Below are 20595 nucleotides of genomic sequence, written 5' to 3'. Positions count from 1 at the left end.
TAGTACACCACAAAAGTAGAAGTGCCCCCAGCCGGCCCGTTTGCCCCAATCAAACCAATGCTTACGGAAATCAAACAGCCCGTACGGCCGTGGGCGTTTGGCCGGTGTGCTTTTTAAAGAAGTTGTTGAAGTGCGCCGGCTCTTCAAACCCCAGGCCGTAGCCGATGAGGCCCACCGGCCAGTCGGTGTGCTTGAGCAGGGCTTGGGCCTCCTGCACGAGGCGCTCGGCCAGGAGCTGAGTGGTGGTTTTGCCGGTCACTTCCTTCAGGGCGCGGTTGAGGTGGTTGGTGTGCACGGCCAGCTGGTGGGCAAAGTCCTGGGCGGTGCGCAGCTTCACCCGCTGCCCCTGCACCTCGATGGGGAACTGCCGGGCCAGCAGCTCGGTAAAAAGCGAAGCAATGCGCGTGGCGGCGTTGCTCTCGCGGTAGAGCGTGGTGGCCGGCTGCAGCTTCATAGCGCTGTGAATCAGCTCCCATACGTAGCCGCGCAGCAAGTCGTACTTGTAAACGTAGTCGGAGTCCAGCTCGGCAAACATCTTCTGGAACAGCTGCCGCACGTGGGCCTGCTGGGCATCGGTGAGGAAGTAGATGGGCTGGCCGTCGGGCTGAAACACCGAGAAATTGGTCGGCTTGAGGCCCCCGTGCTGCTGCAAAAAATGCTCCGTGAAAATGCAGAAAAACCCGCTCTGCTGCTCGTTGCGCGGCTCCCAGTCGTAGGGCACCAAGGGGTTGGCAAAGAGCAGGGCGTTGTCCTCAATCACCACGCTTTTGTCGGCGTAGTGGTACGTGCTCTGGCCCACCACGAAGTTGATTTTGTAAAAATCCTTGCGGCTGTAGGGCAAGGACTGCGCTGCGGGCCCCACAAAGTCGTCGAGCCGAAACACGTTGAAGTGGCCGATGTCCTGCCGCAGGTTTTCGGGCATCCAGTTGGCCTTGACGCGGTAAAAGTCTTCGAGGGTGTGGTGTTCGGGCATGCAGCGAAGTTACGCAATTCAAACGGGCCTTGGGGTACTTAGTGGTGCGCGCCGGCTACGGGGCTGGCCCGGGGCCCCAGGCCGCAAAACGGCCGGGCCAGTAAAATCGAAGGCTGGCTATATGGCTATCGGTGCTTGCCTTACTTTTGCCCGCGCCATCCTTTCCCGACCGCCATGAGCACCATGCTGCAGTTCGTTGCCAACTACGACGACCTTTCTACCGACAAGGGCTACCAGTTCAAGTTCCACTGCGACAAGTGCCGCAACGGGTACATGTCGCGGTTCCAGCCCAACGCCATCGGCATTGCCGGGGGGCTGTTGCAGGCGGCCAGCAGCTTTTTTGGGGGCCTGAGCGGGGCCGAAAACGCGGCCTACCATATCCAGCGGGCCATCGGGGGCAAGGCCCACGACGGGGCCCTGGAAACGGCCGTGGCGGAGGGCAAAACCTACTTCAAGCAGTGCACGCGCTGCGGCCACTGGGTGTGCCCCGACGTGTGCTGGAACGGCAGCGCCGGCCTTTGCGAAGACTGCGCGCCCGACGAGCAGGAGGAGCTGCGCGCCCAGCAGGCCCTGGCCACCCGCGAGCAAATCCACACCAAAACCCGCGCCCAGGACTACACCCAAAACCTTGATTTCCTGGGCCGCACTCCGCTGGTGCAGTGCGCCAATTGCCAGGCCAAACTGGCCGCGGGCCAGAAGTTTTGCCCCAGCTGCGGGGCCCCCAGCGCCGCGGCCCAGGCCCCGGGCCGGTTTTGCACCGGCTGCGGCACGGGCCTGAAACCCGACCAGAAATTCTGCGCCGACTGTGGCGCCAAGAACTGAGCCGCACGCAGAGCCGCGCCCACAAATTAGGGCCCCGGCCAGCCCCGGGGCCTCTTCTTACGTTAGGGCGGGGGTGAAGCGATTTTTCCTCTTTTTCCTGTTGGCAGGTGCGCTGGCGGTGGGCGCTGCGCAGGCCCAGCCAGGCAGCCCGGCCCCGGCCCGCGTCTGGGACACCAACCGCAACGTGTGGCTGTGCTACTTTTCTGACGCCAACGTGTACCGGCGCTGGGGCCTGCACACCGAGTTCCAGTACCGCCGCACCAACGGCTTGCAAGACCCGCAACAGTACTTCTACCGCACGGGCGTCAACTACGCGGCGTCGGAGAAGGTGCTGCTGACGGCGGGCTACACCTACCTGCTCTCGCTGCCCTACGGCGACTACCCCGACCCGGGCCGCACCGGCGAGCGGCGCCTCTACGAGAAGGTCGAAATTGACCAAGCGGCCGGCCGCCTGGCGCTGGCTCATCGCTACATCCAGGACCAGCGCTGGCTGCGGCCGGAGGGCCAGGCGAAGTTCGATTTCCAGCACCGCTCGCGCTACCGGCTGCAATTGAAATTTCCCCTCAACCGAACCAAAATTGAGCCCGGGGCCCTGTACGCGCTGGCGTCGGACGAAATCTTCGTCAGCTACGGCCACAATGCGCCCAATTTTTTCAACCAGAACCGCCTCTACGGGGGCCTGGGCTACCGGCTCACCGCGGCCCTGGCCGTGGAGGCCAGCTACCTCAACCAAGTGGTGTCGCACGACGACAACGTCGTGTACGAAGACAACCGCACGGTGCAGGTAAGCCTGTACTTCAACCCCGACTTCCGGCCGGCCAGCCAGCGGTAGCCGGGGCCCCCGCAGCGCGGCGCGGCGCGGAAAAATGCGACTTTTACGGCCTCACTTTCAGCGGCCGATGGCTGCATTCTATGCTCGTTTCTACTCCTTCCGCGCCGTCGCGCGCGGCCCTCGTCACTGCTTTTGCCCTGGTGTACCTCATCTGGGGCTCCACGTATTTGGGCATCCGGTTCGCCATCGAAAGCCTGCCGCCGCTGCTGATGGCGGGCACCCGCTACGCGCTGGCCGGGGCCCTGCTCTACGGCGCCATGCGCCTGCGCGGGGCCCCGGCGCCGCCGCGCGCCAGCTGGGGCCGGGCCCTGCTGATCGGCATCTGCCTGCTCACCTTCGGCAACGGCGGCGTGACGCTGGGCGAGCAATATATTTCGTCGGGGCTGGCGGCGTTGCTGGTGGCCAGCGTGCCCATGCTGCTGGCGCTGCTGGGCTGGGCCAGCGGGGTATCGGGGCGGCCCACGCCGCTGGCGGCGCTGGGCCTGGGCCTCGGGCTGGCGGGTGTGTACTTGCTGGCGCGGGCCTCGGCCGGGGCGGGCGGCGCGGTGGCTCAGCCCGGCCATGAGGCCCTGGGCATCGGCTGCGTGCTGGTGGCGGCGCTGGTGTGGGCCATTGGCTCGCTCTACGGCAAGCGGCGGCCGGCGGCGGCCTCGCCCTTCGTGGCCGGCGGCATGCAAATGCTGTGCGGGGGCCTGGTGATGGTGGTGCTGGGCCTGGCCCGCGGCGAAGCCCAACACCTTGATTTAGCGGCCGTCAGCGCCAAGTCGTGGTGGGCCTTTGCGTACCTGGTTACGTTTGGCTCGCTGGTGGCCTACACGGCCTACGTGTGGCTGCTGCAAGCCGTGACGCCCGCCTTGGCCGGTACCTACGCCTTCGTGAACCCGGTGGTGGCCGTGGGCCTGGGCTGGGCCTTCGGCGGCGAGCAACTCAGCTGGCCCATGCTCGGCGGTGGGGCCCTGGTGGTGGTGGCCGTGGGCCTGTTGCTGCTGGGCAGCAGGGCCCCCGCGGCGGCGGAAAAGGCGGGAGTGGTCGATTAAAGGAAGGCCACTATAAATTAAGCAACTCCGTTGACCATCATGTCATACCAGGTACGTCGAGTCAGATTAAGCTTGATATTGAAATAACAATTTCCGCCATCGTCCACAGAAACTATGTGCTGGCGCCAAGACGCCTGGTTGTCATCGCGGCAGAAGCAATTGATCCATACGGTTTTCTCGCCTTTTGCATTGGTAACCGCAACCAATTGGCGCTTGTAGTTAGCCAGATTGATAAGGTACCGTTCCTCGTGCAACTGCACCTTAGGATATTCTTTGTACACGGCCTTCCTCATGTCCTCAAGCTCAACAGCCTGCGCTTGATTATGGTCTTTAATGCATGCTATGAGCAAAGAGTCCACAATTGCAAATTCTACCGCTGATAGCACCGTAGCCTTCACCGGCCCTGCGTTTTGAAAAATATACCGGTCCCGCTCCTTATCATAAAGGAAAATCGCCACGCGGCTCGTGTCCACCGCCGGCCGCGGTGCCGCTGCTGGGGGCCCTAGTTGCGCGGCTGCTGGTGCTGGTTTCCGGGCTTGGCAGCCGGCCAGTAGGGCGAGGAGGGCGGCGGCCAGGGGACGGCGGAACGGCATGGGGCGAGGGCTGGCGCGGTGCGGGGGCAAGGTAGCGCCGGCCGCGCCGGGGGCCCCGGGCGGGCCGGAAATTTTGCTTCGTTGTGCGCCAACGGTTGGGGTTTTCCGTTTCAGGCCACATGCCCGAACTTACCGAGACCGACAAAGCCCGCCTGTACCTCCTCTACCTGCTCGGCCCCTTCGCGCCGAAGGAGCCGGCCCCGGCCAAGGTACCCGTGCTACGCGTCGTCATCATCCGCCACGGCGAGAAGCCGGCGGAGGGCGACAACCTCTCGTGCGCCGGCCTGAACAGGGCCCTGGCCCTGCCCGCCGTGCTCGACAAGCTGCTGATGGCCCCGCCCGACTTCACCTATGTGCCGCTCATCGGCACCGACGGCAAGGACACGACCACCGTCCGAATGCTGCAAACCGTGATGCCCTACGCCGTGCGCCACAACCTGACCATCAACAGCGACTACGCCACCGACAACGCCAAGGGCCTCGCCAAGCAGCTGCGGCACCAGCGCGGCACGGTGCTGCTGGTATGGGAGCACCACAGCATCCTGGAAATCGCTAAAAAGCTGGGCATCAAAATCAAGCTGGACTGGCCCGACGACGATTTTGACAGCATCTGGACCATCAGCTTCCGCGGCGGCGGGGCCAAGGGCAAGGCCAAGCGCCCCTCCCTGGTGCGGGGCAAAGAGCACATCTACCCGTCCATTATCTGCCCGGGTTAGGGCGTGTAGCGCGGATTTTGTATTCTGCGCCTTTCGCTTCGTCCTGCCGGTAACCGTTGGGCGACCGGGCAGCGCCGCGGACTACAAAGTCCACGCTACACGCGCTACTTCACGCTGTACGTGACGGCCAAATAATACAGGCCGCCCACGCTGGGGCCCCCGAGGTAGGTCACGTAGTAATTGTTCAGCACGTTGCTGGCGCCCAGCTTGAAGCGCAGGTTGGGCGCGGGCACGGCGTAGGTCACTTGCGCATCGAGCGAGTTGTAAGCGGGCACGTCGCCGTTCACCAAAAACGTTTGCGAGTAGTAGTGCTGCTGCCAGCGGTAGTTGAGGCCGAAGCCGAAGTTGCCGACGGCTCGCTCGTTGCCCAGGCTCAGGTTGTAGGCCCAGCGCGGGGTGTTGAAGCCGTCTTCGAGGCCGTCGCCGTTCTCGGTGCGGTCGAGACGGGTATAGGTGGTGTTGGCGCCCACGAGGTAGCCGCTGGCCACCTCGTAGCGCAGGCCCAGCGAGCCGCCGTAGTTGTACACCTGGCTCTGCGAGTTCGTCCAGAGGCGGTAGCGGGCCTGGCCGGTGCGGGCGTTCAGGGCCGTGGCGATGGTGTTGAGGTCGGTGCCGGTGGCCAGGGCCGCGCCGGCGGTGGTTTGGGGCACGTAGGCTTCCACCTGGGCAATGAAGTCGCGGTACGAGTTGTAGTAGAAATCCACGTCGGCCTGCAGGCGGCCGCCGGGGCCCAGTGCAGCCTTGTAGCCCAGCTCGAGCGAGCGGATGTACTCGGGTTTGATGTAGGTATAGGGGTTCTTCACCAGCAAGTTCTGGTTGGCCAATATGGCCGCGGCGCGCTTCTGGGCCGCGGTTTGGGCCGAGGCGTTGGCGTTCACGTTGGCCGTTACGGCGGTGTTGAAGGCGTCGATGCTCGTGCGCAGATAGCTGTTCTCAAACACGCCGTCGCTCATCACCCGCAGCCCGCCGATGCGCTTCACCTGGCCGCTGTTCACGTTGCTGAAGCCCTCGAACAGGCTCGGGAACCGGTAGCCGCTCTGGTAGCTGAGGCGGAAGTTGTGGCGCTGCGTGGGCGAGTACACCGCCGTGAGCCGGGGGTTGAACTTGGCGCTGAAGTAGTCGTTTTTGTCCACCCGCAGCGTGGCCGTCAGGCGCAGCTTGTCGGCCAGCAAGTGGGCCCCGGCCTGTACGAAGCCGCCGGTTTTGCTGTACACTAGGTCGCTGGTGAGCGGGTCTTGGCCCGGGGCGGGGTTGATGAAGTAGTTGCCGTCGGGCACCACGATGTAGCTGCGGTGGTCGGCGCCGGCTAGTAGGTCGAGGGCCGCCGGCAGGGCGGCGCCACCGCGGCGCAGGGCCTCGCCGATGTTCACCTGGGCCTCGGCGTGGGCCAGGTGGGCGCGCACGCGCAGGGCCGCGCCCACGTCCCAGTTGTTGATGTTCTCCAGGTCCTTCAGCTTCTGGTCGAACGCCGCCGTGCCAGGCTGGTAGCGGCCGGCGTCGGCGGCGGTGCGGGCGCTGGCCAGGGCCTGGGCCACGGGCTGGCCGGCGGCGGTGGCCGCGTTCCAGGCGCTGGTGAAGTCCTGGTTCCAGGCGGCGTCGGGCTTGTAGCTGCGGTCCAGGTTTTCGGCCGCCGAGCGCAGGTTATAACTCTGGCCGGTAGTTTCTTGCGTGAAGTAGGCGCGGGCCTGCACCACGGGGCCCATCAGTTGCAAGGCGTGCTGCTGCAAGAGGTAGCCTTGCAGCCGGAAGCGGTTCGAGCGCTGGTACACGTTGTCGAAGCTGGCCACCCGGTAGGTGTAGCTCAGCTCCGACTGGGGCCCCAGCTTGCGGTGCAGGGCCAGGTCGCCCTTCAGCGTGCGCAGGTCGTAGCGGGTCACGTCCTGCTCATTGTAGCCGGTGCGGGCCACCGAGTACTGCTTGCCGCCGAGCGTGAGCGTGCTGCGGTCCGACGACTCGTTGCCGTAGCGGTTCACCTGGTCCTGGGCCGGATTTTGGGCCCCGAACAGGCCGGTGGTGGCGTTGCCGTTGGGGTTCAGCTCGGTCTGGTCGTTGGCCACCCAGTCGTAGCCGCGCAGGTAGGTGCCGTTTATTTTGAAGGCCCACCGGTCCGACAGCACTTTGGCAAAGCGCACGCTGGTTTCGGAATACGCTTTGGCCCCCACGTTGGCGTCGTTCACGTGGTTGACGCCCGTTTTTTGCTGCACGCTCAGACCCTGGAACTTGAATGGGTTGCGGGTGCTAAAGTTGGCCAGCCCGTTGATGGCGTTGAGCCCGTACAGGGCCGAGGCCGTGCCTGGCACCACTTCCACCGCCAGTATATCAAGGTCGCTGGGCCCCAGCACGTTGCCGATGGGGCCCCCGATGTGCGGCGCCTGGTTGTCCACGCCGTCCACGAGCTGCGCAAAGCGCACGTTGGTGGTGTTGGTGAAGCCCCGGGCGTTGATGACCTTGAAGCCCAGGCTGGGCGTGAGCACCTGCACGCCCTTGAGGTACTCGATGGCGTCGAAAAACGACGGGGCCGGCGTGAGCCGCAGGGCCCGGGGGTTGATTTTTTCCACCGTCACCGGCGACTGCAAGATGCTTTCCTCCACCCGCGAGGCGGCCACCACCACCTCGCTCAGGTCCACCTTCGAGGTATCGCGCTGGGCGGCGCGGCGCGGGGCCCCCTGGGCTGCGGCGGCGTGGGAAGCGAGTACTTCGAGGGCCACGGCCGCCGCCGCCGCGCCCCGCAACGAGCGTAGTTTATGCACCATACAAGTTGATAAAGGACAATTCCAACGGGTTGTATTTTACAAAATATAACGGCTACGATGCGTCGCATTCGTCACAGCCGAAAGGAATTCAAAGGAACCCATCGGCTATATTTTGGCGAATATAACGTTTGGGATGCCGAATTGTTTGCCGTGCCGGCCAGCGCAGCGGCGGCTTTTCTTACCCCCAAACACTATTGCCCGGCCAGCCGCTGGGTTTCGTCGGCCAAGAAGGCGCGGAAGCGGGCCTGTACGTCTTGGAACTCGGCCACGGCCTGGGCCCCGGCGGGGGTGAGCAGGGCCCCGCCGCCACTCTTGCCGCCGGTTTGGGTGGCCACCAGCGGCGTGCGGGCCTGGGTGTTCATGGAGTGCACCAGGTCCCAGGCGCGCTTGTAGGACATGCCCATGGCCGCTGCGGCCCGCGAGATGGAGCCCGTGGCCTGGATTTGCACCAGCAGCTCGAGCCGGCCAATGCCGAGGAAACGGTCGTGGGGCCCCTGCACCCACACGCGGCCTTCAAGGCGGTAGTCGGCGGGGGCGGGCAGCAGGTCTTTCATAGGCGCAATTTTACGCAAAAACGCCGCCGACCGATTCCCAGGAATCCGTCGGCGGCGCAAGTAGGGCCCCCACGGGCGGGGCCGCGGGCTAGGCCAGCACGGCCTCGGGGGCGGGCAAAAAGCGCCGGATGGCGGCCAGCGTATCGGCCGGGGCCGTGAGGTGGGCGCAGTGGCCGGGCGTGTCGATGATGCCCAACTGGCTGTCAGACAGCTGCTCGTGCAGGTAATGGCCCACGGCCAGGGGCGCAATCACGTCGCGGGCGCACTGCAAAATGAGGGTGGGCGTGGTTAGAAAGGGCAGGTCGAGGCGGTGGTCGCAGAGGAAGGTGACGCGGGCAAAGTGCCGGGCCAGCTCGGGGTTGGTCTGCAGGAAGCTGTTGGTGAGCTCCATCGTCAGCTCGGGCTGGTCGCGGCCCACCATCAGCGGGGCCACCCCGTCCACCCAGCCGGGGAAGTTGCCGTCCATGGCCGCCAGCAGCTCGTCCATGTCGGCCTGGGCGAAGGCCCCGGCGTAGCCGTCGGCGCTCACGAAGCGCGGCGAAGGGGCCAGCAGCACTAGCCGGCCAAAGCGTGCCGGCTCCTTGATGGCGGCTAGCACCCCGATCATCGAGCTCACGGAATGGCCCACAAACACCACGTCGCGCAGGTCCAGCTCGCGCAGTACGGCCAGCAGGTCATCGGCGTGGCCGCGCAGCGAGCCGTGGCGCACCCGGTCGTAGGCGTCGGCATCGGCCTGCCCGGCCCCCACCAAGTCGAGGCGCACCACCTGGTAGTCGTCCTCGAAGGCCGGGGCCAGCAGCCGCCACGTGCCCTGGTCGGCCCCGAGGCCGTGCAGAAAAACTATGGCCGGGGCCCCCGGGCCCGCGCCCGTAACGGTGACGTGGCTGCGCTGGGCAGCGTCCGAATTGCTAGAATAATCCATGATTTAATTTAAACCAAGCCGGACGTAGCGTTCATCCGTCAGGAAAAAGGGTGGGAAAACGGTGAGTGGGGTGGGTTACGCGATGAAAGATACATATTGCACGTTAGAATTAAAACCTGACATTATACAATAGCCTTGCCCGCGGGCGTGTCGACGCTGCCGCCCAGCAACGGCTTGATGCGCCCGATGATGTAGCGCAGGCCTTTGTCGCGGCTCCAGTAGTTCCAGGCCCAGGTGAAGGCCACGGCGATGCGGCTGCGGTAGTTCACCAGGGCCAGCACGTGCACCAGGCTCCAGGCCAGCCACGCCAGCAGGCCGCTCAGGTGGAACTCGTGGCCGAAAAACTTCACGTCGGCCACGGCCCGGTTGCGGCCGATGGTGGCCATGCTGCCTTTGTCGTCGTAGTGGAAGGGCTGCATCAGCTCGCCGCCCAGCAGGCGGGCGATGTTGCGGCCCAGCAGGCGGCCCTGCTGCAAGGCCGGCTGCGCCACCTGGGGGTGGCCGTCGGGGTGGGCGGTGGTTTTCATCAGGGCAATGTCGCCGAGGGCAAACACATTCTCGTAGCCCGCCACGCGGTTGTGCTCGTCCACGAAGTAGCGCTTGCCGGGGCCCATGCTGGCCGGGTCGAGGCCGGCCACGGGGGCCCCCGTTACGCCCGCCGCCCAAATAAGCGTGCGCGTGATGAGCTTTTGGCCGGTGCTGAGGGTGGCCGTGTAGCCGTCGTACGACTTCACTTTCGCATCCAGCCACACCTCCACGCCCATGGCCTTCAAATCGGCCAGCGACTGCGCCGAGGCCTTGGCCGACATGCCCTTGAGCAGCACCGGCCCGCTCTGCACCAGGTGGATGTCCATCTGCTTGAGGTCCAGCTCGCGGTAGTCCTGCGGAAACACGTGGGCGCGCAGCTCGCTCAGGGCCCCGGCCATTTCCACGCCCGTGGGGCCCCCGCCCACAATCACGAAGTCGAGCAGGCTGTTGAGCTGCTCCCGGTCGCCGAGCTGCAGGGCTTGCTCGAAGTTGGCCAGCAGCGTGTTGCGTAGTTCCAGGGCGTCGCTCACGCTCTTCAGCGTCACGGCATTCTGCTCCATCACCGCATCGCCAAAAAAGTTGCTGGTGGCGCCGGTGGCCAGCACTAGGTAGTCGTAGCGCAGCAGGCCGATGGTGGTTTCCACCACCTGGGCCGTGGCGTCGATGGACTGCACCTCGGCCAGGCGGAAGTAAAAGTTCTTCTGCTTGCCCAGCGCCTTGCGGAACGGGGCCACGATGTTGTCGGCCGCCAGCCCAGCCGTAGCTACTTGGTACAGCAGCGGTTGGAAAGCGTGGTAGTTGTGCTTGTCGATGAGGACCACCTGCACCGGCACATTGGCCAAGGATTGCGCCAGCGCCAACCCCCCGAAACCACCCCCCACAATGACCACCCGCGGCTGGCCCAAATCGTCAATTTTCGTCAGTCCATCCATGCCGTAAAGATTGCCAAAGGGCGCGGCCTGGGGCCCCCAAGGCCGAACTCTTTCGGCGCCGGGCGGCGTTACAGCCGCACCGTGCTGATTAATTGTGCTTGCTATGAAGGCTTTACTGTTTTTCTCGTTTTTGGTTGGCGGCAATTGCGTAGCGGGGCCCGCCGGCCCGGTGGCCGCCCCGGGCCCCGCCACGGCGGCGGTCACGGTGGTGGTGGTAGGCCTGGTGTCCACCGAGTCGGTGGTGCGGCTGAATTTCTACCACAGCGCCGAATCCTTCCTCAAGCACGGCCAGCAGGCGTTTCGGCTGGAGGTGAAGCCCAACGGCCAGCACGAAATCTCGGTACCCGTGGACTTGGCCAAGGGCGAGTGGGCCGTGGCCCTCACCCAGGACGTGAACAACAACGCCAAGCTCGACAAAAACCTGCTGGGTATCCCCACCGAGCCCTACGCGTTTTCCAACAACGTGCGCCCCAAGCTTTCGGCCCCCAAGTTTGAGGAGTGCAAATTCATGGCCGACGCCGACGGCAAAGTGGTGACCATCCACTTAATGGAGTAGCGTCCGCGGCTCACCCCAGCCGCACCTGGCCGTCGCCGCGCACCAGCCATTTGTAGCTGGTCAGTTCCTCCAAGCCCATGGGGCCCCGGGCGTGCAGCTTCTGGGTGCTGATGCCGATTTCCGCCCCCAGCCCAAACTGAGCGCCGTCGGTGAAGGCCGTGGAGGCGTTGGCGTACACCGCGGCCGCGTCCACGCGCTGCAAAAACGTGTCGATGTGGGCCGCCGTTTCGGAAATAATGGCTTCGCTGTGGCGCGAGCCGTGGCGGGCAATGTGGGCCAGGGCCCCCGCCAGGTCGGGCACCGTTTTGATGGCCATGCGCAGCGCCAAAAACTCGGTGCCGAAGTGCGCCTCGTCGGCCGGGGCCAGCAGGGCGGCGGGGTAGTGGCCGGCCAGGGCCCCCAGGGCCGGCGCATCGGCAAACACCTCCACCCCGGCCGCGGCCAGCGGGGCCGCCAGCGCAGGCAAGTCGGCCAACCGGTGCTCATTTATCAGCAAGCAGTCGAGCGAGTTGCACACGCTCACGCGGCGGGTTTTGGCATTGGCCACAATGGCCGCGCCCTTGGCCAAGTCGCCGCTTTCGTCGAAGTAGGTATGCACCACGCCCGCCCCGGTTTCGATGACCGGCACCTTGGCGTGCTGCCGCACGTAGTCAATCAGCCCCTGGCTGCCGCGCGGAATCACCACGTCCACGAAGCCCACGGCCCCGAGCAGGGCCTCGGTGGCAGCACGCTCGGGCGGCAGCAGCGTGGCCACGGTCCGCGGCAGGCCGTGGCGCTCCAGCACGGGCCCCGCCACGGCCAGCGCCGCCGCGTTGGAATAAGCGGCGTCGGAGCCGCCCTTGAGCAGGCAGGCGTTGCCGGTTTTCAGGCACAGGGCCATGCTGTCGAACGTGACGTTGGGCCGCGCCTCGTAGATGATGCCGACCACGCCCAGCGGCACGCGCACCTTGCGCAGGTGCAGGCCGTTGGGCAACGTCTTGTCGCTGAGCGCCTGGCCGAGGGGCGAGGGCAGGGCAGCTACATTCTCCAAATCGGTGGCGATGCCGGCCAGGCGCTCAGCGGTGAGGCGCAGGCGGTCGTGGTTCGGGTTCTCCGCGGGCATGAGGGCCAGGTCGCGGGCATTTTCGGCCAGCAAAAACGGCGTTTCCGCGCGCACGGCGGCGGCCAGGTCGCGCAGCAGCGCATCGGTGGCGGCGGGCGCCAGGGCCCCCAGCGCGTAGCTGGCCTGCTGGGTGGCCGTGAAAAGGGCGGCGTAGTCGGTGGCGGTGGCAGTCGTCGTCATGGGCGGTAGGGCAAAAGCCTTGCAAATAACGCGGATGCCACCCGCCCCCCCCCCGGCCCGGGCCTCCGCCTAGGCGACGGCCGGGGCCCCAAGGCGGTATTCAGGTTAGTGTACGGGCCTGCCCGTGCGCTAACCTGGAAATTACTCAAGCGTCGGGGTTCAGGAACAGGTAGTCGTAGTGCACCAGGGCGCGCTGGTGCTGCTGGCCCAGCCACTCCAGGGCCTTCTCCGAGCCGTACTCGGCGATGCCCAAGGCGAAGGGCTGGCCAGTGGCGTCGTCGGTGAGGCGCACGATGTCGCCCTTCTGGAACGTGCCCTCGACGGCCACCACGCCCACCGGTAGCAGGCTGCTGGCGTGGCCCGCGGCGGTGAGGGCGGCGCGGGCCCCGGCGTTCACGCGCACCACGGCCTGGGCCGCGGCCTGGGCGTGGGCCAGCCACTTCTTCCGGCCCGAGGCCGTTTTGCCCGGCCGGAACCAGGTGTTGACGGCGGTTTCGGCCAGCACGGCGGGCAGGATGCCGGCGGTTTTGCCGTTGGCAATGTGCACACTAATGCCCAGCTTGGCCACCTTATGGGCCATGTGGCACTTGGTAAGCATGCCGCCCCGCCCGAACTGCGAGCGTTGCGTGGTCACAAAATCGGCGAAGCCCGTGGCCCCGGGCGCAATCTCGCGGATAACCTGCGAACCGGGCGCGGCCGGGTCGCCGTCAAAAATCCCGTCCACGTTGCTGAGAATAATCAGCGCATCGGCGTTGAGCTGCGCGGCGATGAGGCCGGCCAGCTCGTCGTTGTCGGTGAACATCAGCTCCGTGACGGCCACCACGTCGTTCTCGTTCACGATGGGCACCACATGCTGCTGGAGTAGCTCCAGGAAGCAGTTCTGCATGTTCTGGTAGTGCTGGCGGTCGCGGAAATCTTCCTTCGTCACCAGCACCTGGGCCCCCAGCAGGCCGTGGGTGGCCAGGCGCTCGGCGTACAGGCCCAGCAGCTTCACCTGGCCCAGGGCGGCCAGCACCTGGCGGCTGCGCACGGCGTCGGTTTTGGGCGGCAGCGTGAGCAGGCTGCGCCCCGCCGCCACGGCCCCCGACGATACCACGATGACCTCCAGGCCCTTGGCGTGCAGCGCGGCCACCTGCGCCACCAGTTCGGTGAGGCGGTCGAGGTCGGGCAGGCCGTTGGGCTGGGTGAGGACGTTGGAACCGATTTTGACGACGAGGCGGCGGTAGGGCAGGGGCATGGGGGCAAAAGTACCGGCCCGGCCCGCAGTTCAGCCCCCGGCCCGAAACGGGTGGGCCCCCCGCGCCAGGCGCTCGGCCAGCTGCACGGCGCGGCGGGCGCGGGTGTCGGCCGCTTTGGCGGTGGCCACGTGGCGGGCCATGGCGCGCTTGTGGGCCCCGCTGTGGGCCTGGAACGCCGCCTCGGCTTCGGGCCAGGCCGCCAGGGCTTCGGCCAGCTCATCGGGCAGGTCGATGCGGTCCGGGTCGGGGTCGGGCGCCAAGCTCAGGGTAATTTCTTGCCCGATTTGCAGGCCCAGCTGCGCGCACAAGTCCTTGCGCAGCAGCAGGTAGCGCCCGCCGCCTTCCCGCGGCAGCAGTCCCAGCCGCTCGGTGTGCCCGCCGATGGTGCACACCACGCGCTTCGTGCCGGGGCCCAAAGCGGCGCGCACGGCCTCGGGCACCACCACCACTTGGGTGGGCATGAAGCTGGGGCCCCCGGGCTCCAGCACGGCACTGAACGAGGCGGCGACGGACATGGCAACAAAGAAAAGGCGCTGCTAAAAATAGCAGCGCCTTTTCGTAGGTCCGGCCCCGGGGCCCCCGCCGCGGCGGGGCCCCGGGGTACTTGGTTCTAATTAAGCAGCTAGTGGTTCGTGTGTAACTGCCTAATGTCAAGAGCATCAGCCAATGGCTAAGCGCTTAGTAGCCGGGGTTTTGCTTGAGCTGCGGCGAGGTGTTCAGCGCATTCAGCGGGATGGGGAAGATTTTGGTGTGGTCGTCGGTGTCGGCCTTTTTGTCCCACCAAACCCCGCTGTTGTAGCGGCCAAAGCGGATGAGGTCGATGCGGCGGCGACCTTCGCCGATGAATTCGCGGCCCCACTCGTCCAGCATTTCCTGCTCGGTGAGGGTGGCGCCGCCGGTGGCGTACAGGCTCGGCGAGTTGGCGGGGTAGTTGCGGCGGCGCACCGTGTTCAGCAACTGGGCCGCGGTGGCCCGGTCGCCGGCCCGCAGCTTGCACTCGGCCAGCATGTAGTACACCTCGGCCACGCGCACCTCGGCGTAGTCGGCCTCAATCTTGTTGGGGTCGGAAGACGGGTAGAAAGGGTATTTCACCAGCGGAATCCCCGAGTTGGAGTCGGCATTGTTCATGTCCGACGTTTTGTTGGCCAGCACCTGGCCCGGCTTCGTGTACTTGAACAGGCCCACCTGGTCGCGCAGGTACAGGTTGTAGCCGCGGGTGCTCTTAATGGTGTCGCGGCCGTTGAGGTTGATCAAATAGCCTTGCAAAAACATGCCCTCGCGGGTGCTGTTGCCCAGGTTCTTGTAAGTTTTCAGGCGCACGTCGTCGGCGTACTTCTGAAACTTGACGAAGGGCCGGCCGTCCACAAAATTGTACAAGTTGTTATCCACGTCGCGGCCCGGCTGAAGCGCGTAGCGCGAGTTGCCACCCCCAAAATCGGTGAAGCCGATGTAGTTGATGGGCACGTTGGGCGGCAGCATCCAGAAGTACATGCCGCCCTCGTACTGCCAGTGCGAGCGGCCAAACGAGCCCGGAAAGGCGAAGATGGTTTCCGACGACTGGTCGTTGTTCCAGTCGAAGGGCGCGTCCCAGCGGCTGGCCGCGGCGTAGGGGCCGTACTTGCCGCTGATAACGTCCTGGCACAGCGCGGCGCAGTCGGGGTAGTGGTCTTGCCCGATGTAGACGTTGGCGTTCAGGTAGAGGCGGGCCAGCAGGGCCGCCGCGCCCGCCTTGGTCCAGCGCCCCTGGAACTGGTCCGTGCCCGGGTCGCCCTTGGCCAGCAGCGCCGGCAGCGACTCCTTCAGCTCCTTTTCAATGAAGGCAAACGTTTCCTGGGGCGTCGATTGGTCGGGGCCCTTTACTTCGCCCTTTACCTTGGTGATAATCTGCACGTTGCGGAACAGGTCGAGCAAGCGCACGTAGTACCAGGCCCGCATCACGCGCAGCTCGGCAATCAGCTGGTTTTGCTCGGCCACGGTCATGTTGAACTGGGCCGGGTCGATGGCCTGAATGTCTTCGAGGGAGTTGGTATCCAGCGTGATGCCCTGGTACATCAGGTTCCACGTGTCGTTGATGTAGCCCTCCTGCACCGTCCAGGTGTGGTAGTGGGCCCGGGCGTACTGCCCGCCGTCAAACCAGTCGCCCTCGCGGTTGGGGGTCATCAGTTGGTCGGCGCCCAGCTCCTGGAGCTGGAAGGGCGAGCCCTGAATAGTGTTGTAGCCGTGCTCGAAGGTGCGCAGGAAGTCGCGGTACACGTCGTCCTTGGTGCGCAGGAAGTTGTCGGGCGTGATGCGGTCGTAGAGCGTTTCGTCCAGGTTAGTGCAGCTGCTCAGCCCGGCCAGCACCAAGGCCAGCGAGAGGCGGGCGTATGTTTTAAGAGAAGTCATAATGGCGAGGGTGGGATAAGATTACAGACCCAGCTGGAGGCCGAACAGGACCTGCGTAGTAGCGGGATAGTACTGGCGGTTGCCGTTGATGCCCGGGTACAGCCCGTTGATGGGCAGGATGTCGGGGTCGCCGCCGGTGTAGCTCGTCACCGTCAGCACGTTCTTGGCCGCCGCGTAGAGGCGCAGCGAACGGGCGTACTTCGAAGCAAGCTTGACGGTGTACCCCAGGCTCACGTTGTCGAGCTTCACGAAGTCGCCCTTTTCCAGGAAGTAATCCGAGAGCACGTTGGCGGTGGCGGTGTTGGTGAGCTTGGAGTACTTGCTGCCATCGTAAGCGGAGGTCAGCACGTTGGCTTCGGACTGCGTAGCGGGCGTGCCCAGGTAGAAGGCCCGGGTGTTGAAGGCATCGAACCCGAGTACGCTGCGAATGAAAACGGAGGCGTCAAAGTTCTTGTAAGTAAACGTGTTGCCCAGGCTGAGCGTGTACTTGGGCAGGCCGTTGCCCACCACTTGCCGGTCGGCCAGGGTGGCCTGGTTGCCTACGACGGTGCTGCCGTCCTTGGCGTACACCAGCAAGCGGCCCTGGTCATCAACGCCGGCCGACTTCAGCATGTAGAACGTGCCGATGCGCTGGCCCTCCTGGATGCGCTGCGCGTTGCCCGGCGAGCCCGGCGAAGGCAGGCCCACCACGTCGATGAACGTCTGGCCCTGGTAGGTGTCGTTGGAGAAGGAAACGAAGTTGTTGCCGTTGGTGGCGCCGGCAAAGGAAATGTCGTACCGGAAATTGGGCTTGCTGATGATGGGCGCGTTGAGCTGCACTTCCACGCCCGAGTTGTCCAGGGTGCCGACGTTGGCAAACGTGCTGCCCTGCGTGTTGGGCGGAATGGGCACAGCGTAGTTGCCGAGCAGGTCCTTGTTGCGGCGCGAGTAGTAGTTAACGCTGCCGGTGAGCTTGCTGTTGAACAGGGCAAAGTCCACCCCGATGTTCAGGCTCTGGGCTTCCTCCCAGCGCAGGTCGGCGTTGAGGTTTTGGGTGGGGCCGTACACCTGGTAATAGGTACCGTTGAGCAGGTAGTAGCCGAAGCCGCCGTAGAGGTTCTGGGACAGGTAGTTGCCGAAATCCTGGTTGCCGGTCACGCCGTAGTCGGCCCGCAGCTTCAGGTCATTAATCCACTGCTGGTTGGCCATGAAGGGTTCCTGGCTGATGCGCCAGCCCACGGACACGGCCGGGAAGTTGCCCCACTTGTTGTCGGTGCCAAACTTCGACGAGCCCTCGCGCCGCAAGCTGGCCGAGAACAGGTAGCGGTTCTTGAAGGAGTAGTTGACGCGCCCGAAAAAGGCAATCAGCCGCGAGTCGTTCTTGTAGCTGCTGCCGTCGGTGCGCCCGGCCACCTGCCCGTAGAGGCCGGTGCCGATGTTGTTGTAGGTGAAGGCGTCGGACGGGAAATTACGGTTGTAGATGCCGCTGCCCTCCGACACGAAATACTGGTACGAGTAGCCCCCCAGCACCTGCAAAGAGTGGTCTTTTTTGTCGAGCGTGTAGTTGCCGATCCACTCCAGGCTGCGCTGGTCGCTGCGGTTGTAGTTGCGCCGGGCCGAGTTCATGCCCCCCTCGTTTTGCTTGGCAAACGTGGAGGTGGAGGGCCGGAACTCGAAGTCGAAGTAGTCGCTGGTAAACTGCCCGTACGTCACCTGGGTGGTCAGCGTGGGCAGGATGTTCAGCTTGAAATTGGCGTCGAAGTTCAGGATTTTGCCTTCCGTGCCGTTCAGCTCCGTTTGCAGGCGCTCGGCGGGGTTGAACGGGCCGTCGAAGCCGGTGCGGATGTTGTAATAGAGCGTCGGGTTGGCGGGGTCCCGCACCGGGATGGTGGGGTTCAGCGTGAGCGCCTGCTCGAAGCTGGCGTAGTCGGCGTTGCGGGCGTTGATGTAGCGGGGCGCAAAGTTCAGGCCGATGGAGTAGAGCTTGCTGGGGGCCGTGTGGTTGAGCGAAATGCGGGCCCCGTATTCCTGCCGGCCCGAGCGCACATCAATGCCGTTGGCGTTGCGGTAATCGAACGTGGCCCGGTAGTTACTGTTTTCCGAGCCCCCCGACGCGGTGAGGGTGTGCTTCTGCGCGAAAGCGTAGCTGCGGGAAATCTCCTTCAGCCAGTTCGTTTGCGCGCCGAAATCCGTGCCGCGCTTCTGGGCCAGGAAGTCCTCGGGGGAGAGCACCTTAGGTTGCAGCGTCGCGTAGTTGAACGAGGCGTAGGTGCTGTAGTCGAGCTGGGTTTCCTTGCTGCCCTTCTTGGTGGTCACCACAATCACGCCGTTGCTGCCGCGGGTGCCGTAAATGGCCGACGCCGCGCCGCCCTTCAGCACGTCGATGGAGGCGATGTCGTTCTGGTTGATGTTTTCCAGGTTGCCCCCCGGCACGCCGTTGATGACGATGAGGGGCCCCAGGCCGGCGCTGCGCGACGACACGCCGCGGAGCTGCACGCTGGGCTGCGAGTTGGGGTCGCCGGCCGAGCCGTTGGCGATGGTGAGGCCGGCCACCTTGCCTTGCAGCGCCGTGAGCGGGTTGATGGCCGCCACCGTCAGCAGCTCCTTGCTGTCGATGTGGGTGATGGTGCTGGTTACCTCCTTCTTGTCGAGGCTGCCGTAGCCGACAACGATAACGTTATCAAGCGACTGGCTGTTTTCCTGCATGGCAATTTGCAGCGCGGGGTTGGCCTCGCGCACCGTTACCTCCTGGGGGTTGAAGCCGATGTAGCTGAACTGCAACACGCTGCCCTCGGGCACCGACAGCGAGAAGTTGCCGTCGGCGTCGGTGGTGGTGCCCTGGGTGGTGCCCTTCACCACGATGGTGACCCCGGGCAGGCCCTGGCCTTTGTCCTGCGTTACGCGGCCCGCCACCGGCACGTTGGCGGCGGCGCTGCCGGGGCCCGCCTGGCTGAGAATCACCCGGTTTTTGCGCACCTCAAACTGGGCCTTGCGCGGCGCCAGCAGCTCGCTCAGCACCTGCTGTAGCGGCTGGTCCGTTACGCGCAGCGTCACGCGCCGCTCCGAGCCGATGAGCTGCGGGCTGTACACGAAGTGCACCGCCAGCTGCTGTTCAAGGGTGCTCAGCACCGATTCGATGGTCTGCGCCTCGGCCTGGAGCGTCACGTGGCGTTCGAGCAGCCCCTGCTGGGCCATCACGGGCGGGGTGAAGGCCACGGCCGTCAGCGGCAGGGCCAGGGCCGACTGGAGCGCCAATATTCGCAGCGGCTGCCCGAAACGCCGCGAAAAAAGTACTTGGTTTTTCATGCGCAGAAAACGATTGCGTGGAAATGGGGAGAAGAAAGAAGGCGGGACCGGTTGCGTGCGTGTGCCCCCCGGCGGGGTAGCCCGTGGGGCCCTAGGGCGCGCAGCCGTTGGTATCAAATTGAATGCGGGCATCGTCGATGGGGGCGTAGTGGGCCCCCAGGGCTTTGCTCAGCAGGTCGAGCTTTTCGTAGAGCGACTCCTGGTAGAAGGTGACCGTGATGGTGCAGTTGGCCACCTTGTTGGCGTCGTAGAGGATGTCCACGCCGTAGGCTTTTTCCAGCGCCTGCAGCACTTTGGCCACGGGCTGCTTGGTGAATGTGAACGCCTGCGGGACCACTATTACGGGGTTGGCTACCAGATTCTTGCGCAGCGGGTGCGGGTCCAGCGCCGCGAAAACCACCTGCTGGTTGGGCAGCAGCACCACGCCCCCGGCGGCGGGCTGCACCGGGGTGGCGCGCAGGTCGGCCCCCCGGCGCACCTGCACCGACACGCGCCCCTCCCGCACGGCCACCTCGTTGTTGCGGCCCGCGTAGGCCTTCACCCGGAAGCTGGTGCCCAGCACCGTGGTCACCAGCTGGTCGGTGTACACCAGAAAGGGCCGGGCCGGGTTTTTGGCCACTTGGAAGAAGGCTTCGCCCTTCAACCGCACCTCGCGGCGGGCCCCGGCCAGGCCGGGCCGGTACTGGAGGCTGCTGCCCGGCGAGAGGGCCACGCGGCTGCTATCGGCCAGCCGCAGCAGCTGCACCTGCGGCCCGGCGTTGCGCTGCCACACCCAAGCAATGGCCGGCGTGTGGGTGGCCGCCGGCGCTTGGCGCAGCAGGGCCAGGGCTCCCGCGCCCCCTAGCACGAGCACCGCGGCGGCGGCCCAGCGCAGCACCGGTGCCTGCCAGAAGGCGGCCGGGGGCCCCAAAATGCGGCTGCGGGCCGCCGGCTTTTCGCCAGCGTCCAAGGTGAGGCGCTCTACTTGGTGCCACATGGCCGCACGCACTTGCTCGCGCTCAGCCGCCGAAAGAACGATGTCCTGGGGGGCCCCCAGCTGGTTGCTCCACCGCGCCACCAGCTCCCGCTCGCCCGGCCGGCTGGTGCCGTCGAGGTAGCGCTGGAGCATTTCTTCAAAGGCAGCTTCCGTCATGGCTATGGGTCCGAGGTGGGGGTCTAAAGGGAAAGACGCCCGCCTCGGACCTACC

General features: G+C 65.5%; 17 protein-coding genes. 5 read left to right on the top strand and 12 right to left on the bottom strand.

Features of this window, described 5'->3' with window-relative positions:
- Window positions 1-70 precede the first annotated feature (70 nt).
- The gene (locus EAH73_RS19540) at window positions 71-973 is read right to left on the bottom strand and encodes a helix-turn-helix domain-containing protein (RefSeq protein ID WP_140469110.1); all 903 of its coding nucleotides are present in this window, start codon (window positions 971-973) and stop codon (window positions 71-73) included.
- A gap of 174 nt (window positions 974-1147) precedes the next feature.
- Here EAH73_RS19540 and EAH73_RS19535 point away from each other — a divergent pair, with 174 nt between their 5' ends.
- From EAH73_RS19535 to EAH73_RS19525, 3 genes are all read left to right on the top strand, one after another.
- Window positions 1148-1795: a zinc ribbon domain-containing protein gene (locus tag EAH73_RS19535; RefSeq protein WP_140469109.1), complete on the top strand. Its 648-nt coding sequence runs from the start codon at window positions 1148-1150 to the stop codon at window positions 1793-1795.
- 73 nt (window positions 1796-1868) lie between these two features.
- On the top strand, window positions 1869-2627 hold the full coding sequence (locus EAH73_RS19530) for a DUF2490 domain-containing protein (protein WP_161599614.1): 759 nt from the start codon (window positions 1869-1871) through the stop codon (window positions 2625-2627).
- 80 nt (window positions 2628-2707) lie between these two features.
- Window positions 2708-3664: an EamA family transporter gene (locus EAH73_RS19525; RefSeq protein ID WP_140469107.1), complete on the top strand. Its 957-nt coding sequence runs from the start codon at window positions 2708-2710 to the stop codon at window positions 3662-3664.
- Window positions 3665-3681: 17 nt separating this feature from the next.
- Here the strand turns inward: EAH73_RS19525 and EAH73_RS19520 are convergent, their stop codons facing one another.
- The gene (locus EAH73_RS19520) at window positions 3682-4257 is read right to left on the bottom strand and encodes a hypothetical protein (RefSeq protein ID WP_140469106.1); all 576 of its coding nucleotides are present in this window, start codon (window positions 4255-4257) and stop codon (window positions 3682-3684) included.
- A gap of 119 nt (window positions 4258-4376) precedes the next feature.
- Between EAH73_RS19520 and EAH73_RS19515 the strand changes: the two genes are divergently transcribed.
- On the top strand, window positions 4377-4973 hold the full coding sequence (locus tag EAH73_RS19515; RefSeq protein WP_140469105.1) for a histidine phosphatase family protein: 597 nt from the start codon (window positions 4377-4379) through the stop codon (window positions 4971-4973).
- Window positions 4974-5077: 104 nt separating this feature from the next.
- On the opposite strand, the gene EAH73_RS19510 is transcribed toward EAH73_RS19515, so the two are convergent.
- The 4 genes from EAH73_RS19510 to EAH73_RS19495 all read right to left on the bottom strand — a co-directional run bounded on the left by EAH73_RS19510 (window position 5078) and on the right by EAH73_RS19495 (window position 10662).
- On the bottom strand, window positions 5078-7726 hold the full coding sequence (locus EAH73_RS19510; RefSeq protein WP_205013026.1) for a TonB-dependent receptor: 2649 nt from the start codon (window positions 7724-7726) through the stop codon (window positions 5078-5080).
- A 191-nt stretch (window positions 7727-7917) separates the two neighbouring features.
- Window positions 7918-8280 (bottom strand): winged helix-turn-helix domain-containing protein, encoded by a 363-nt coding sequence (locus tag EAH73_RS19505; protein WP_140469104.1) that lies wholly within the window; start codon window positions 8278-8280, stop codon window positions 7918-7920.
- An 88-nt stretch (window positions 8281-8368) separates the two neighbouring features.
- Window positions 8369-9202, bottom strand: a complete 834-nt coding sequence (locus EAH73_RS19500; protein WP_140469103.1) for an alpha/beta fold hydrolase — start codon at window positions 9200-9202, stop codon at window positions 8369-8371.
- Window positions 9203-9324: 122 nt separating this feature from the next.
- Entirely contained in the window at window positions 9325-10662 is a 1338-nt protein-coding gene (locus EAH73_RS19495; RefSeq protein ID WP_140469102.1) for an NAD(P)/FAD-dependent oxidoreductase, read from the bottom strand.
- Between the two features lie 103 nt (window positions 10663-10765).
- On the opposite strand from EAH73_RS19495, the gene EAH73_RS19490 reads away from it, so the two are divergent.
- Complete coding sequence (locus EAH73_RS19490) at window positions 10766-11218, top strand: DUF2141 domain-containing protein (protein ID WP_140469101.1); 453 nt, start codon at window positions 10766-10768, stop codon at window positions 11216-11218.
- 10 nt (window positions 11219-11228) lie between these two features.
- On the opposite strand, the gene EAH73_RS19485 is transcribed toward EAH73_RS19490, so the two are convergent.
- The 6 genes from EAH73_RS19485 to EAH73_RS19460 all read right to left on the bottom strand — a co-directional run bounded on the left by EAH73_RS19485 (window position 11229) and on the right by EAH73_RS19460 (window position 20540).
- A complete protein-coding gene (locus tag EAH73_RS19485; RefSeq protein ID WP_140469100.1) occupies window positions 11229-12500 on the bottom strand; it encodes a glutamate-5-semialdehyde dehydrogenase in 1272 nt (423 codons plus the stop codon).
- Between the two features lie 145 nt (window positions 12501-12645).
- Complete coding sequence (gene proB, locus EAH73_RS19480) at window positions 12646-13737, bottom strand: glutamate 5-kinase (RefSeq protein WP_140469099.1); 1092 nt, start codon at window positions 13735-13737, stop codon at window positions 12646-12648.
- Between the two features lie 30 nt (window positions 13738-13767).
- Window positions 13768-14253 carry a YdeI/OmpD-associated family protein gene (locus EAH73_RS19475; RefSeq protein WP_140469098.1) on the bottom strand — a complete coding sequence of 162 codons (486 nt, stop codon included), beginning with the start codon at window positions 14251-14253 and terminating at the stop codon, window positions 13768-13770.
- 163 nt (window positions 14254-14416) lie between these two features.
- Complete coding sequence (locus EAH73_RS19470) at window positions 14417-16123, bottom strand: RagB/SusD family nutrient uptake outer membrane protein (RefSeq protein WP_140469097.1); 1707 nt, start codon at window positions 16121-16123, stop codon at window positions 14417-14419.
- 21 nt (window positions 16124-16144) lie between these two features.
- Window positions 16145-19408, bottom strand: a complete 3264-nt coding sequence (locus EAH73_RS19465; RefSeq protein ID WP_140469096.1) for a SusC/RagA family TonB-linked outer membrane protein — start codon at window positions 19406-19408, stop codon at window positions 16145-16147.
- Between the two features lie 91 nt (window positions 19409-19499).
- Entirely contained in the window at window positions 19500-20540 is a 1041-nt protein-coding gene (locus tag EAH73_RS19460) for a FecR family protein (protein WP_140469095.1), read from the bottom strand.
- Window positions 20541-20595: the final 55 nt, after the last annotated feature.

It is taken from the genome of Hymenobacter nivis (assembly GCF_006439025.1).
Taxonomy (GTDB): domain Bacteria; phylum Bacteroidota; class Bacteroidia; order Cytophagales; family Hymenobacteraceae; genus Hymenobacter; species Hymenobacter nivis_A.
Note: the sequence above shows the minus strand (reverse complement) of the source record. Positions and strands in the feature narration are given on the sequence as shown.

What these genes read in the sequence shown, in the direction of transcription:
- proB (WP_140469099.1), bottom strand. Translation starts at nt 13,737, where the DNA reads ATGCCCCTGCCCTACCGCCGCCTCGTCGTCAAAATCGGTTCCAACGTC.
- EAH73_RS19490 (WP_140469101.1), top strand. Translation starts at nt 10,766, where the DNA reads ATGAAGGCTTTACTGTTTTTCTCGTTTTTGGTTGGCGGCAATTGCGTA.
- EAH73_RS19510 (WP_205013026.1), bottom strand. Translation starts at nt 7,726, where the DNA reads ATGGTGCATAAACTACGCTCGTTGCGGGGCGCGGCGGCGGCGGCCGTG.
- EAH73_RS19535 (WP_140469109.1), top strand. Translation starts at nt 1,148, where the DNA reads ATGAGCACCATGCTGCAGTTCGTTGCCAACTACGACGACCTTTCTACC.
- EAH73_RS19470 (WP_140469097.1), bottom strand. Translation starts at nt 16,123, where the DNA reads ATGACTTCTCTTAAAACATACGCCCGCCTCTCGCTGGCCTTGGTGCTG.
- EAH73_RS19465 (WP_140469096.1), bottom strand. Translation starts at nt 19,408, where the DNA reads ATGAAAAACCAAGTACTTTTTTCGCGGCGTTTCGGGCAGCCGCTGCGA.
- EAH73_RS19485 (WP_140469100.1), bottom strand. Translation starts at nt 12,500, where the DNA reads ATGACGACGACTGCCACCGCCACCGACTACGCCGCCCTTTTCACGGCC.
- EAH73_RS19520 (WP_140469106.1), bottom strand. Translation starts at nt 4,257, where the DNA reads ATGCCGTTCCGCCGTCCCCTGGCCGCCGCCCTCCTCGCCCTACTGGCC.
- EAH73_RS19460 (WP_140469095.1), bottom strand. Translation starts at nt 20,540, where the DNA reads ATGACGGAAGCTGCCTTTGAAGAAATGCTCCAGCGCTACCTCGACGGC.
- EAH73_RS19540 (WP_140469110.1), bottom strand. Translation starts at nt 973, where the DNA reads ATGCCCGAACACCACACCCTCGAAGACTTTTACCGCGTCAAGGCCAAC.
- EAH73_RS19500 (WP_140469103.1), bottom strand. Translation starts at nt 9,202, where the DNA reads ATGGATTATTCTAGCAATTCGGACGCTGCCCAGCGCAGCCACGTCACC.
- EAH73_RS19525 (WP_140469107.1), top strand. Translation starts at nt 2,708, where the DNA reads ATGCTCGTTTCTACTCCTTCCGCGCCGTCGCGCGCGGCCCTCGTCACT.
- EAH73_RS19475 (WP_140469098.1), bottom strand. Translation starts at nt 14,253, where the DNA reads ATGTCCGTCGCCGCCTCGTTCAGTGCCGTGCTGGAGCCCGGGGGCCCC.
- EAH73_RS19505 (WP_140469104.1), bottom strand. Translation starts at nt 8,280, where the DNA reads ATGAAAGACCTGCTGCCCGCCCCCGCCGACTACCGCCTTGAAGGCCGC.
- EAH73_RS19495 (WP_140469102.1), bottom strand. Translation starts at nt 10,662, where the DNA reads ATGGATGGACTGACGAAAATTGACGATTTGGGCCAGCCGCGGGTGGTC.
- EAH73_RS19515 (WP_140469105.1), top strand. Translation starts at nt 4,377, where the DNA reads ATGCCCGAACTTACCGAGACCGACAAAGCCCGCCTGTACCTCCTCTAC.